This window comes from Cellulophaga sp. HaHaR_3_176 (assembly GCF_019021925.1).
Taxonomy (GTDB): domain Bacteria; phylum Bacteroidota; class Bacteroidia; order Flavobacteriales; family Flavobacteriaceae; genus Cellulophaga.
Genome location: NZ_CP058990.1, coordinates 3,060,882 through 3,074,346, shown reverse-complemented (window position 1 = coordinate 3,074,346; position 13,465 = coordinate 3,060,882). Strand labels below are relative to the sequence as shown.

The following is a 13,465-nucleotide window of genomic DNA, read 5'->3' as shown; positions in this document are numbered from 1 at the left end:
ATTGTGAGAAATATCAAAAGAAAGTTACACTTTTTATCGACAAAATGCATTATTTATTAATAGGCTTGTGTAAGAAACACTTTTTTTTAGTGTTAACATATTGATTATCAGAAATGAAAAAGGCGGAGTACAACTCCGCCTTTTTCCCCCAAATCTTACCATGAACTTAACCTACTTATGCTATGGTCATCCAAAAGTAATACTTAAGATAGATATTGGTATATTTTTTAGACCAAAACCGAGTTAATAAGTTGAAATACTCTTTTCTCTTTTTCTAGACTTAATTATGGTTTAAATAATTGAAATGTTTATTGCTGTAGATCAACAATTTTAAAATGTAAAACTATTTTTCAGAACGAAAGTTAAAAACTTGTTGTTGAATTTGAATACTAAAAAAGGATTAGGATATTTTGTAAGAAAAATATTATATAAATAAAAAGGCGGAGTAAAACTCCACCTTTTTCCCCAAATCTTACCATGAACTTAACCTACTTATGCTATGGCAAGCCTAAATCTACTCTTGCTTTAGTTGAAATGACTAAATACCCGATAAAATGTAAGAATAATCGACAAAATACACTTATTCAGTCTTTTTTCGCTACAAATTAGTAAGCTCTTTCGTTTTTACCTTCATAGAAATTTATAAATGCTCTATTCACAACTCTATTACCTCCTGGTGTTGGATAATCTCCTGTAAAGTACCAGTCACCAAGGTTTTTAGGACATGCAATGTGAAGATTAGAAATTGTTTGATAAATAATTTGAACTTCAGCATTAATTTCAGAAGAGCTTAATAGCTCTCCAATTTTGTCAGAAATTTCGTCAGCGCTAAAAGGTGTGTAAAAATCTTTTACATAATTTATAACATCTTTGTCATGTGAATCTACTTGTGATAAACACTTTTTGTAAATATCATCAACAAGATGCATTGTGTTTTTGTCTTTATGAAGGTCTAAAGCTGCTTTAAAAGCAATAAAGTCTTCTAATTTAGCCATATCAATACCATAACAATCTGGATATCGAATTTGTGGTGCAGAAGATACAACGACAATCTTTTTAGGTGATAATCGATCTAATATCTTAAGGATACTCTTTTTAAGCGTAGTACCTCTTACAATACTATCATCTATAATAACTAAGTTATCTCCTGGTTTAACTGATCCGTAAGATATGTCGTAAACATGAGCTACTAAATCGTCTCTACCGCTATCTTGAGTGATAAATGTTCTAAGCTTAGCATCTTTAATTGCAACTTTTTCTATTCTAGGTCTAACATCTAAAATTTCGTGAAGTTCTTCTTTTGTAATTTTTGAACCTATAGAAAGAATTTGCTCTTCTTTCTTTTTATTCATATAGTTCTGAGCCTCTTTAACCATGCCAAAAAACGAAGTTTCAGCAGTGTTTGGTATATAAGAGAAAACAGTGTTTTTTATATCTTCATCAATTGATTTTAGAATTTTCGGAAAAATAAGTCTTCCTAATTCTTTACGCTCTTGGTATATTTCTTTATCACTACCTCTTGAAAAGTAGATGCGTTCAAAAGAACAAGCCTTACGTACAGTTGGTTCTAATATTTGTTTTATAGAAGTTGTTCCATCTTTTTTAATTAAAATAGCATGACCAGGGTCTAGTTCTTTAACTTCATCAAATTTTACATTAAAAACAGTTTGTATTGCGGGCCTTTCAGAAGCAATGGCTACAATTTCATCATCTTGATAATAATAAGTTGGTCTAATGCCTGCTGGGTCACGTAACACAAATGCATCACCATGGCCTAGTAAGCCAGCCATAGCATAACCACCATCCCAGTTTTTTGCAGCTCTTCTTAAAATTTTAGCAACATTTAATCTTTCTGCAATTAATGGAGAAGCCTCTTGTTTGTTGAAACCTTCTTTCTTTATTTGCTTATATAATTTAGAAACAGCATCATCTAAAAAATGCCCTATTTTTTCCATAACGGTAACAGTATCCGCCATCTCTTTAGGATGCTGTCCAATTTGTATTAAATTATCAAATAACTCATCAACATTTGTCATGTTGAAGTTACCAGCAACAATAAGGTTACGGTGCATCCAATTATTTTGTCTTAAAAAAGGATGAACACTTTCAATGCTATTTTTTCCAAAAGTACCATAACGAACATGTCCTAATAAAAGTTCACCTATATATGGAATATGTTTTTTCTGTAACGCAACATTGTTCTCGTATTCAGGGTTTTCTTTAAGCGATGTACTTATACGATCATTAATTTGGGCAAAAATATCTTGTATAGGTTGTTGAGCTATAGATCGAACTCTGCTCATATACCTTTCACCAGCATCCATATCTAATTTGATACTTGCAAACCCAGCACCATCTTGTCCGCGGTTATGCTGTTTTTCCATCATTAGATACATTTTATTTACTCCGTAAAATGCTGTACCGTATTTTTTTTCGTAATACTCTAACGGTTTTAATAAACGTATTAAAGATATTCCGCATTCGTGCTTAATGGCGTCACTCATTTTTTCTTCTCTTGAGATATATTAAAAAAGCCCTGCAAAAAAATGCAAGGCGTAGGTTATTTTAATTTTATGTCGAACTGACTTAATTCTTTAAATTGATGTAATCTTTTATCCACTTCTTCTTTACTCAGTTTCTCCATTCGTTCTGTACCAAACTTTTCTACAGAAAATGATGCTAAGTTAGATCCGTAGATAATAGCATTCTTTAAATTGTCGAATGATATGTTTTCAGTTTCGGCAAGATAGCCTGAAAAACCACCTGCAAATGTATCACCAGCTCCAGTTGGGTCAAAAACTTCCTCTAAAGGTAATGCAGGTGCGAAAAATATTTTCTTCTTATGAAATAATAAAGCGCCGTGCTCTCCTTTTTTGATTACTACGTATTTAGGTCCCATTTCTTCAATCTTAGCAGCTGCTTTTACTAAAGAATATTCTCCGGTTAATTGTCGAGCTTCTTCGTCATTAATAGTAATAACATCAATATGCTTAATTACTTCTAATAATTCAGGTAAACTATTGTCCATCCAAAAATTCATAGTATCTAACACTATTAACTTTGGTCGCTCTGTCATTTGATTAATTACACTAAGCTGAACGCTTGGGTGCAAATTACCTAACATAACAATATCTGCATTTTTAAAATGCTCGGGCACGATAGGATTAAAATCTGCTAATGTATTTAATTCAGTAGCAAGTGTATCTCTAGAATTTAAATCGTTATGGTATTTTCCTTTCCAATAAAAAGTCTTTCCACCTTTAACAATTTCTAATCCTGAAAGGTCAATTTTTTTATCAGATAATAAGTCTAAATACTTTTTAGGCATATCATCTCCAACAACAGAAACAATTGCTGATTCAACTTTGAATTGTGATGCAGCTAAACCAATAAATGTTGCTGCCCCTCCTAAAATTTTATCCGTTTTTCCAAAAGGAGTTTCTATTTCATCGAAAGCAACGGTACCTACTATTAATAATTTACCCATTATGGTGTGTAATTTTATGCAAATATAAGGGTAAGTTTTTAAGGTACATAAGCAAGTATTAAAAAAAGAATGAACAAGAATTTACTTCGGTACAAAACCAGTATCTATTTTTAAAACTTTTTCTTTTGATGCTGCAACAGCTAATTCATCGCAGCGCTCGTTTTGAGGGTGGTTGTTGTGCCCTTTTATCCATTTAAGAGCAACCTTGTGTTTTCTATATTCAATTAAAAATAACTTCCATAAATCAGGATTTTTCTTATCCTTAAAATTTGTTTTTTCCCATTTTATATACCATTTTTTTTCAATGGTATCTACAACGTATTTAGAGTCAGTGAAAACAGTAACGGTAACGCCTTCTTTTTTCAGCTTTTTTAAAGCTTCAATTACAGCTAAAAGCTCCATTCTGTTATTAGTGGTGTGTTTAAAGCCATCAGAAAACTCTTTTTTATAAGGTTTTCCTACCCATTCCATCACAATTCCATATCCTCCAGGGCCAGGGTTGCCACGAGCGGCACCATCAGTATATATATGTACGTCTGATTTAATCATTTAATAACTCTTCTATTGCTTTAGGAAAATGCTCATATTCTAATTGATGTACTTTTTTTGCAATATCATCAGCAGAATCTTCAGGTAATAATTTTACTTTTACTTGCTTTATTATGGCACCTTCGTCATAATTTTCATTGACAAAATGGATAGTTATACCTGTTTCTTGCTCATTATTAGCTTTAATCGCGTTATGAACATTCATTCCGTACATTCCTTTACCTCCATATTTTGGCAAGAGCGCTGGGTGAATATTTATTATTTTATTTGGGAAGTTTTTTACAAGCTTTTCAGGTATTTTTAAGAGAAAACCAGCCAATATAATTAAATCTGGATTGGTAGATTTTAAAAAATCCAAAACAGAATCAGTTTCGGTAAATGCTGTTTTGTTAAAGTATAATGCACTGATTTTTAATCTATTACATCTTTCTAAAACTTTGGCATCGATTTTGTTAGTTAAAACAGTGGCTATACTAACCTCTGCATTGTTTTGAAAATATTGAAATATGTTTTCAACATTAGATCCAGAACCAGAAGCAAAAAGAACAATACGTTTCATGCGGTGTTTTGAGGTTATTGAAGAAGATTTATTTTGGGCTAAATTAACATTCTTGTATTTAATTTTAGTAAATTACAATACATTTTAACGACAAATAGTGTTATTAATCCAAAGTTTTTTATTTTTGCCATCAGTTAAATTTTTAAAACAAGAATAATTATGTCAGATATTGCATCAAGAGTTAAAGCTATCATTGTTGATAAATTAGGTGTAGATGAAAACGAGGTTGTTACAGAAGCAAGCTTCACAAATGATCTAGGAGCAGATTCATTGGATACTGTTGAATTGATAATGGAATTCGAAAAAGAGTTTGATATTCAGATTCCTGATGATCAAGCAGAGAATATTGCTACTGTTGGTCAAGCGATCAGTTATATAGAGGAAGCAAAGTAATTTTATGAAATCTTAAGATCTAAGATTGTAAAATATCCATGCGGTAATTGTTCTGCATGGATATTTTTTTTTAATTTACACCCAACATAAGGTTTAGAATATACAAATAAAATAAAATCAATGCAGTTAAAGCGAGTTGTTGTTACTGGAATTGGGGCATTAACCCCAATAGGTAATACTGTTGAGGAGTATTGGGATAGTTTAGTTAAAGGTAAAAGTGGTTCAGCCCCTGTTACTTATTACGATAGCGAAAAGTTTAAAACTAAATTTGCTTGCGAACTTAAAAACTTTAATGCTTTAGATTTTTTTGATCGAAAAGAAGCAAGAAAGTTAGATAGATTTGCTCAATACGCACTAGTATCTTCAGATGAAGCAATAAAAGATTGTGGAATCGATTTTGATACTATTGATAAATTTAGAGTTGGAGTTATCTGGGGAGCAGGTATTGGAGGTTTAGAGACTTTTCAAAATGAAGTATTAAATTTTGCTTCTGGAGACGGAACTCCAAGGTTTAATCCTTTCTTTATTCCAAAGATGATTGCTGATATTGCTCCAGGTAATATTTCAATAAAGCATGGCTTCATGGGGCCAAACTATACTACTGTTTCTGCATGTGCTTCATCTGCAAATGCAATATTTGATGCGTTAAACTCTATTCGTTTAGGGCATTGTGATGTTATTGTAACAGGTGGTAGTGAAGCAGCGGTGACTATTGCTGGTATGGGAGGTTTTGGTGCTATGCACGCATTATCTACTAGAAATGATGAAATGGAATCAGCCTCAAGACCATTTGATGCTACCAGAGATGGTTTTGTATTAGGTGAGGGAGCAGGAGCTCTAATTCTTGAAGAATATGAGCATGCAAAAGCAAGAGGAGCAAAAATATATGCAGAAGTTGCTGGTGGTGGGTTATCAAGTGATGCTTACCATATGACGGCTCCACACCCAGAAGGCATTGGAGTAGTTAGGGTAATGGAAAATTGTTTAAAAGATGCAGGCTTAAAACCTGAAGATGTAGATGCGATTAATACACATGGTACTTCTACACCGCTTGGTGATGTTGCTGAATTGAAAGCAATTTCAAAAGTATTTGGTGATCATGCTCCGAATATCAATATAAACTCTACAAAATCGATGACTGGGCATTTATTAGGTGCAGCAGGTGCAATAGAAGCGATTGCATCAATATTGTCTATCGAGCACGGTATTGTTCCTCCAACAATTAATCACAAACATGTAGATGAAAATATAGATCCAAGGTTAAATTTAACTTTGAATAAAGCTCAAAAGAGAGATGTGAAAGTTGCTTTAAGTAATACATTTGGTTTTGGTGGGCACAATGCATGTGTAATTTTCAAAAAAATTGATTAATTTCAAAGAATGAATTTTCCCTCAAATATATTTAATTCCCATTCTAAAGAGGATGGGGATTTTTTTTTAGGGGTATCCCGAATACTTGGTTTTAAACCAAAAAAATTAGATATCTATAAAAAAGCTTTTTTACACAGATCTGCGAATGTAAAAGATGCTAGTGGAGCACCTATGAATTACGAAAGACTAGAATTCTTGGGAGATTCTATGTTGGGTACAATAATATCTAAATATTTATATAACGAGTCTCCAACGGGTGATGAGGGTTATTTGACTAAAATGCGATCTAAAATAGTAAGTAGAGAGCATTTAAATGAGTTAGGTAAAGATTTAAACCTTATTGAGTTTGTAGAAAGTAGAATTCCAAAATCTCATTTTGGAGATAACATTCATGGTAATGTTTTTGAGGCCTTAGTAGGTGCTATTTATTTAGATAGAGGTTATAAATATTGCGAAAAATTTATTAGCACAAGAGTTATTGAGCCCTATGTTGATATAGAGCAGCTTGAGGGTAAAGTTATTAGTTATAAAAGTTTAGTTATTGAGTGGTGTCAAAAACAAAAGAAATCATTTTTTTACGACATTTATGAAGATTCTGGTAACGATACTGTAAAGCATTTTGGGGTAAAGCTTAAAATTGATGATAAAGTTGTTGCAAAAGCAAGAGCAACTTCAAAAAAGAAAGCTGAAGAAATGGCATCTAAAAGAGCTTATTATGCTCTTCAAAATAAAATTGACAAAGAATAAGTTATTTTTTTTAAATCTATAACGTTTTCGCTGAATTTGAGAGGTTAAAAAAAAGTTATCTACTAGTTTTACACACACATAAATTATATATTTACCACTTGGTTTTTACAGATGCCTATGGTCGCAACGCATAAAATGTCACTGGATTTTTACGAAGATTCTTTTGCTTTGATTGCTATGCATTGTAGTTTAGAAGACTTTACACTAGCTTATACTATAAATAAGCATCTTAAGTGTGGTTTTAAAAGAAGAAAACAGAATTTAGTATTTTCAGACAATTTATCACTTCCTATTTTTGAATGGAAGGATACTATAAATGATAGGTATTGGACATTAATATCCAATAGCGTACAAATTGAAGATATTAATGATAACAATGGTTTTTTTGCAGATGTTCCATCACAAACAAAAAAACACTTAATCCCAGAGTATAAAAATGTGGATTACTTTATAAAATTGGAGCAAGAAGATTTAGAGTCTGAAGAAGATATCTTAAAATCAATATTAGCGATTCCGAAAATAATTACAGCTTACACGGTAAATACCGACGCTTTAAAATCTAAAAATAATTTAATATTTTAAACAATGCCAACTAAAAAGAAAACGAAAATTGTTGCTACTCTAGGACCAGCTACAAGTAAGAAAGAAGTGCTTAGACAAATGATCGAAGCAGGAGTAGATGTTTTTAGAATTAACTTTTCTCATGCAGATTATAGTGATGTTACAGAACGTGTTACTATGATTCGTGAATTGAATGAAGAAATGGGTGTTAACGTTTCTATCTTAGGTGATTTACAAGGTCCTAAGCTTAGAGTTGGTGTAATGGCAGGCGAAATTGTAGTTGCTCCAGGTGATGAGATTACATTTGTTACTGGAAAACCTTTTGAAGGTAATGCTGAGCGTGTATACATGAACTATGCATCTTTTCCTAAAGATGTAAATGTAGGAGAGAAAATTCTTTTAGATGATGGAAAGTTAATGTTTGAAGTGCTTTCTACAAATAAAGACAACGAAGTTAAGGCTAAGGTTATACAAGGTGGTCCTTTAAAATCTAAAAAAGGTGTAAACCTTCCAAATACAAACATCTCTTTACCGGCACTTACTGAAAAAGATATTAAAGATGCAATTTTTGCAGTTTCATTAAAGGTAGATTGGATAGCTTTATCCTTTGTTCGCTTTAGTCAAGATTTAATAGATCTTCAAAGTCTTATAAAAGAACACTCTGATGAGAAAATTCCAATTATAGCTAAAATTGAAAAACCAGAGGCTGTTGAAAATATAGATAAAATTGTTGCTTATTGTGATGGTTTAATGGTTGCTCGTGGAGATTTAGGTGTTGAAGTTCCTGCTCAAGAAGTTCCATTAATTCAAAAGCAATTAGTGTTAAAAGCTAAAAAAGCAAGAATACCAGTTATTATTGCAACTCAAATGATGGAGACTATGATTACAAGTCTTACACCAACTAGAGCAGAAGTTAATGATGTTGCTAACTCAGTTATGGATGGTGCAGATGCAGTAATGTTATCAGGAGAAACATCTGTAGGTAACTACCCAGTTCAAGTAATTGAAAAAATGGCTAGTATATTAGAAACAGTAGAGAACTCTAACCTAATTAAGGTGCCACATGAAGCTCCACATATTAGAACAAATAGATTTATAACAAAATCTGTTTGTTATCATGCAGCAATTATGGCTAATGATATCAAAGCAAAAGCAATTTCTACATTAACAAATAGTGGTTATACTGCTTTTCAAATATCAGCTTGGAGACCAAGTGCACATATTTTAGTATTTACATCAAATAGGAGAATACTTACGCAATTAAACCTTTTATGGGGTGTAAAAGCGTTCTTTTATGATAAGTATGTTACTACTGATGAAACGATAGAAGACGTTAATAAAATGGCTTGTGAAAAAGGCTTTTTAGAAGTAGGTGATATGTTAATTAGTTTAGCTGCTATGCCTATGAAAGATAAGGGTATGGTAAACACACTTAGAGTTACAGAGATTGAAAAATCTCATATGTAAATAGTAAATAAGGTATATAATTAAAAAAAGGCTTCAAGACGAAATTTCGTTTTGAAGCCTTTTTTAGTAGTAAGCGCCTGTTTATTAGGCTTTTGGTAGTAATTGTAGCGCAATTGTTCGTGCAGAATAAATTGGCCAATCACTTTCGTGAAGGTGGCTTTCAGAAATGGCACTTTCATAAAGCAAGTAAATTGCATTCGATAATTTTTCAGTTTCTGCGTTAGAATTTTGTGGTAAATTGTTATTTATTATAATCTTCAAATAAGACATCAAATTGTTTTTTTGACTCTTAATTTCTTTTCTTATTTCGTTATCCTCTTTGCCAATTTCGGCCATACATTTAATAGACCAGCAGCCATTAAAATCAGGATTAAAATAAAGATCTCTTAGGTAATCAAAAATACCAAGTAGCTGTAATTTTGATTCTTTTTTAGATTCTATATGAACATGTAAACCATTCATAAAATTATCATTCATATTTTTTAAATACGAAATACAAAGTTCGTCTTTAGATTTAAAATGACTATATAAGGTAGCTTTTGCAATTTCTGCCTTTAATATAATTTCATTAATTCCTGTAGCATTATATCCGTTAGCATAAAAAAGTTCTGATGCTACTTTGATAATGTGTTCACGAAGTTCTAATTTTTTCATAAAAGCAAATATAATTTAAAAGCATAATGAGCCTCTATATTACCGATAAGGAGATTTTTTATTTGGTTAAAACACTAAATATCAATCTATAGTTGCTTATAAATTGTTTGTTTTTTGTACAATTTTTACTTTTTAATTGTGTTTTAAATTGTAGCTTAAATCATTAAATAATGATTTGTATTTTTAATGTAGAACGTTAAAATAATATTTTATTTAGAAATATATTAAAGTGTTTTTTGAGGGTATAAAGAAGCGTAAGGTTATGTTTTATTTGTGACTAATACTATAGCGTGTAGCAAAATTAATACTATGAAATACGAGTTTTACGATACTAATTTAGGTTCTATATTCGGCTTGGCTGATGATATTAAAAAAGAAGAAAAATCATTCAGGATAAATTCTTCTACCATAAGTTTTTTATGGAATAGAAATACAACGCCTTTAGAAATAACTATCGATAATGCTGATATTTTACTTTTGCCAAATCAAATTGTAACAACTACATATTTACATCATGTATCTTTTGCTAAAACAGAACAACCTTTAACAAGCTTTTTGTTCAATAGAGAGTTTTATTGCATAGCTGATCATGATACAGAAGTTTCATGCAACGGAATTTTATTTTTTGGAACACAAGCTTTACCAATAGTTACTATTCCTGAAGATCAAAAAAAGAAGTTTGAAACACTTTATGAGATTTTTCAAGATGAATTTGCTACGTCAGATAAAATTCAAGGAGATATGCTTCAAATGCTTTTAAAGCGACTGATTATTATGTGCACACGTTTAGCAAAAAACCAATTGATACTTAAAGATTTAGATAATGAACAGATAGACATTATAAGAAAATTTAATGTTTTGGTTGACACACATTATAAGACAAAGCGTAAAGTAGGAGAGTATGCCGATTTACTTTTTAAAAGTCCTAAAACATTATCAAACCTTTTCGCGAAATACAATCAAAAATCGCCACAGCAAATTATTTTAGAAAGAATAACATTAGAAGCAAAGCGATTAATGCAGTTTACTGACAAACAAAATCAAGAGATAGCTTTTGAACTTGGTTTTAATGATTCAGCTCATTTTAGTAGTTTCTTTAAAAAAATGACGACTACCTCACCCACTAAATACCGTGAAAACAAAGCAATTATAGGCTAAGGGGAAATTTCTACAACTAGTCGGGAAATTAGTAATAACAAAAAGGTTCTTTCTGATCGCATCTTTGCAGTGTAATTAAAAAACAGCAACGATGAAATCAAAAAATAAATCAATTTTCAATTTAATAGAAATTTTCCGAAGTACATCAAAACAAAAATTAGCATTGAACAGTATTCCTCAAACACACTGTTCAGAAAAATTTCATCATGATTTTTATTGTGATGCAGAAAGACCTTTCATATCAATATAAATTTTTAAAAAAACATACAATTATGAGCATATTCAATGTACCTAAAAGAGAAGAAGTATCAAGTTCAAATCAAGCGTTATTTGACAATTTAGAAAAAGGAGTAGGATTTGTACCTAACTTATTTGCAACATATGCATATAGTGAAAATGCCTTACAGAATTACTTAGCATTAAGCGGGGCAAAAACATCACTTAAAGCAAAAGAAAAAGAAGTTGTAAACCTAGCGGTTAGTCAAGTTAATGAATGTGCTTATTGTTTAGCAGCACATACTGCAATAGGTAAAATGAATGGTTTTACTGATGCACAAGTTTTAGAATTGCGAGCAGGTAAAGCATCTTTTGATGGCAAATTAAATGCATTAGCAGCATTGTCAAAAAATATTACAGAAAACAGAGGAGCAACTGATGAGGCTGTTGTACAAGAGTTTTTTAACGCAGGTTGGACTAAAGAAAACCTAGTAGATACAATTGTATTAGTAGGTGATAAAACGATTTCAAATTATTTACACAAAACAACTGACGTTCCTGTAGATTTTCCAGAAGTAAGTATAGCACTTTAAAAAAAAATAAGTAATCATTTTAAATAAAACAAAAACATGAAAAATTTAGTAGTAGTATTAGCAGTAGCATTAGGATCATTATTTTCAGTAAATGCACAGGACATGAAAATGAATAAAACAATTTCACTTGAGCAAACAAAAGGAGAATTTACACAAAAACAAATTACGGTAGACGAAGGTACTTATACTTTTGAAATTGCTAACAATGCAGTAGGGCATGATGTAGGATTTGTATTGGTGAAAAAAGGAGAAGATATCTCTAAACCAGAAAACCACATACAAACAGCATATGTTACAAAAGCTGTAGGTACAGGTTTAAAGCAAACTTCTAAACCAACAAAACTAGCTAAAGGTGAGTATGTTTACTTTTGCCCTTTAAACCCAACTTCTACAGATAATATTTTAACTGTAAAATAAGTAATTTTTTTTTATCTATATACCCTGTGAATTAGTTTTTACAGGGTTTTTAGTTTAAAAATCGAATTGTAATTGAATAGAAACGGAATCTTTTTTATCTATTTCAATGCGTTTTTTCTCTTTTTTATCAGTATTCAAATTAGCAAGAGAAATACCTAGCAAGCGAACTGAATTCTCCATTTTTTCTTGATATAAAAGCTCTTTGGCAGCCTCTAAAATAAGGTTTTTGTCAGAAATATAATAAGGTAGTGTTTTGCTTCTTGTATTTAATGTAAAGTCACTGTATTTGATTTTTAAAGTAATTGTTTTTCCTGAAATTTTAGATTTTATCAGTCGTTTTTCCAATTCGTTAGCTATATGTTCTAAACGTTCTAGCATGAAAATTTCACTACTTAAATTTTCGCTAAATGTACGTTCAGCACCAACTGATTTTGGAATTCTATGTGATTTTACAGGACTGTTATGAATACCTCTAACAACATGATAATAATATGCTCCGCTTTTACCAAAATGCGTTGTTAAAAAAGCTTCTTCTTTCTTTTTTAAATCTAAGCCAGTAAATATACCTAGGCGATACATTTTTTCAGTAGTTACTTTACCTACACCATAAAATTTACGGATCTCTAACGTTTCTAAAAATTCAATAACCTCCTCTGGATTTATTGTTTTTTGTCCGTTAGGCTTATTATAGTCACTAGCTATTTTTGCAATAAATTTATTAATAGAAATTCCGGCAGAAGCTGCCAAACCAACTTCGTCAAAAATACGCTTCCGGATTTCTTCAGCTATTAATGAAGCTGAAGGATTTCCTTTTTTATTTATAGTAACATCTAAATAAGCCTCATCTAAAGATAATGGCTCGACCAAATCAGTATAATCAAAAAAAATTTTTCTAATTTGTTGTGAAATTTCTTTATAACGCTCAAATCTTGGTTTAACAAAGGTAAGGTGGGGGCAGTTTTTTTTAGCAATATAACTGCTCATTGCACTTTTTACACCAAACTTACGAGCCTCATAATTGGCAGCAGCAACTACACCTCTAATTTCACTGCCGCCTACAGCAAGTGGTTTTCCTTTAAGGTCAGGGTTATCTAATTCCTCTACTGAAGCGTAAAAAGCATCCATGTCTACATGAATAATTTTTCTAAGAGGATTAGTGTTTTCCATATACAAATTTACAAGTTCTGTAAATTATTTAAGGGGTTATCAATTTAAAATTAAAACATTTCCTCTTTACATCAATAGCGCAAAATATAAATACAAATGGGTCTATAAATGGCATTAAATTAATTT

General features: G+C 31.1%; 15 protein-coding genes. 9 read left to right on the top strand and 6 right to left on the bottom strand.

Annotation, left to right across the window (positions count from 1 at the left end):
* Positions 1-605: 605 nt before the first annotated feature.
* The 4 genes from H0I23_RS13520 to purN form a co-directional block, all read right to left on the bottom strand.
* Positions 606-2,504 carry an amidophosphoribosyltransferase gene (locus tag H0I23_RS13520; protein ID WP_216783827.1) on the bottom strand — a complete coding sequence of 633 codons (1,899 nt, stop codon included), beginning with the start codon at positions 2,502-2,504 and terminating at the stop codon, positions 606-608.
* 56 nt (positions 2,505-2,560) lie between these two features.
* Positions 2,561-3,487, bottom strand: a complete 927-nt coding sequence (locus H0I23_RS13515; protein ID WP_216783826.1) for a PfkB family carbohydrate kinase — start codon at positions 3,485-3,487, stop codon at positions 2,561-2,563.
* An 81-nt stretch (positions 3,488-3,568) separates the two neighbouring features.
* Entirely contained in the window at positions 3,569-4,036 is a 468-nt protein-coding gene (rnhA, locus tag H0I23_RS13510) for a ribonuclease HI (RefSeq protein WP_216783825.1), read from the bottom strand.
* Positions 4,029-4,595, bottom strand: a complete 567-nt coding sequence (gene purN / locus H0I23_RS13505) for a phosphoribosylglycinamide formyltransferase (RefSeq protein ID WP_216783824.1) — start codon at positions 4,593-4,595, stop codon at positions 4,029-4,031. The genes rnhA and purN overlap by 8 nt, the downstream gene beginning before the upstream one ends.
* Positions 4,596-4,754: 159 nt before the next feature.
* Between purN and H0I23_RS13500 the strand changes: the two genes are divergently transcribed.
* From H0I23_RS13500 to pyk, 5 genes are all read left to right on the top strand, one after another.
* Positions 4,755-4,988 (top strand): acyl carrier protein, encoded by a 234-nt coding sequence (locus H0I23_RS13500; RefSeq protein WP_008269813.1) that lies wholly within the window; start codon positions 4,755-4,757, stop codon positions 4,986-4,988.
* A gap of 120 nt (positions 4,989-5,108) precedes the next feature.
* Positions 5,109-6,359 (top strand): beta-ketoacyl-ACP synthase II, encoded by a 1,251-nt coding sequence (gene fabF / locus H0I23_RS13495; protein ID WP_216783823.1) that lies wholly within the window; start codon positions 5,109-5,111, stop codon positions 6,357-6,359.
* 9 nt (positions 6,360-6,368) lie between these two features.
* Complete coding sequence (rnc, locus tag H0I23_RS13490) at positions 6,369-7,106, top strand: ribonuclease III (RefSeq protein WP_216783822.1); 738 nt, start codon at positions 6,369-6,371, stop codon at positions 7,104-7,106.
* A gap of 135 nt (positions 7,107-7,241) precedes the next feature.
* Positions 7,242-7,688, top strand: coding sequence for an IPExxxVDY family protein (locus H0I23_RS13485; protein ID WP_254073608.1), 447 nt, complete (start codon positions 7,242-7,244; stop codon positions 7,686-7,688).
* A gap of 3 nt (positions 7,689-7,691) precedes the next feature.
* The gene (gene pyk, locus H0I23_RS13480) at positions 7,692-9,134 is read left to right on the top strand and encodes a pyruvate kinase (RefSeq protein WP_216783820.1); all 1,443 of its coding nucleotides are present in this window, start codon (positions 7,692-7,694) and stop codon (positions 9,132-9,134) included.
* A gap of 84 nt (positions 9,135-9,218) precedes the next feature.
* On the opposite strand, the gene H0I23_RS13475 is transcribed toward pyk, so the two are convergent.
* A complete protein-coding gene (locus H0I23_RS13475) occupies positions 9,219-9,788 on the bottom strand; it encodes a TetR/AcrR family transcriptional regulator (RefSeq protein WP_216783819.1) in 570 nt (189 codons plus the stop codon).
* 309 nt (positions 9,789-10,097) lie between these two features.
* Here H0I23_RS13475 and H0I23_RS13470 point away from each other — a divergent pair, with 309 nt between their 5' ends.
* The 4 genes from H0I23_RS13470 to H0I23_RS13455 all read left to right on the top strand — a co-directional run bounded on the left by H0I23_RS13470 (position 10,098) and on the right by H0I23_RS13455 (position 12,172).
* On the top strand, positions 10,098-10,946 hold the full coding sequence (locus H0I23_RS13470; RefSeq protein WP_216783818.1) for an AraC family transcriptional regulator: 849 nt from the start codon (positions 10,098-10,100) through the stop codon (positions 10,944-10,946).
* A 91-nt stretch (positions 10,947-11,037) separates the two neighbouring features.
* A complete protein-coding gene (locus H0I23_RS13465) occupies positions 11,038-11,196 on the top strand; it encodes a hypothetical protein (RefSeq protein WP_216783817.1) in 159 nt (52 codons plus the stop codon).
* A gap of 22 nt (positions 11,197-11,218) precedes the next feature.
* Complete coding sequence (locus tag H0I23_RS13460) at positions 11,219-11,755, top strand: carboxymuconolactone decarboxylase family protein (protein ID WP_216783816.1); 537 nt, start codon at positions 11,219-11,221, stop codon at positions 11,753-11,755.
* Between the two features lie 36 nt (positions 11,756-11,791).
* The gene (locus tag H0I23_RS13455; RefSeq protein WP_216783815.1) at positions 11,792-12,172 is read left to right on the top strand and encodes a plastocyanin/azurin family copper-binding protein; all 381 of its coding nucleotides are present in this window, start codon (positions 11,792-11,794) and stop codon (positions 12,170-12,172) included.
* Between the two features lie 54 nt (positions 12,173-12,226).
* On the opposite strand, the gene dinB is transcribed toward H0I23_RS13455, so the two are convergent.
* Entirely contained in the window at positions 12,227-13,339 is a 1,113-nt protein-coding gene (gene dinB / locus H0I23_RS13450; protein WP_216783814.1) for a DNA polymerase IV, read from the bottom strand.
* Positions 13,340-13,465 lie beyond the last annotated feature (126 nt).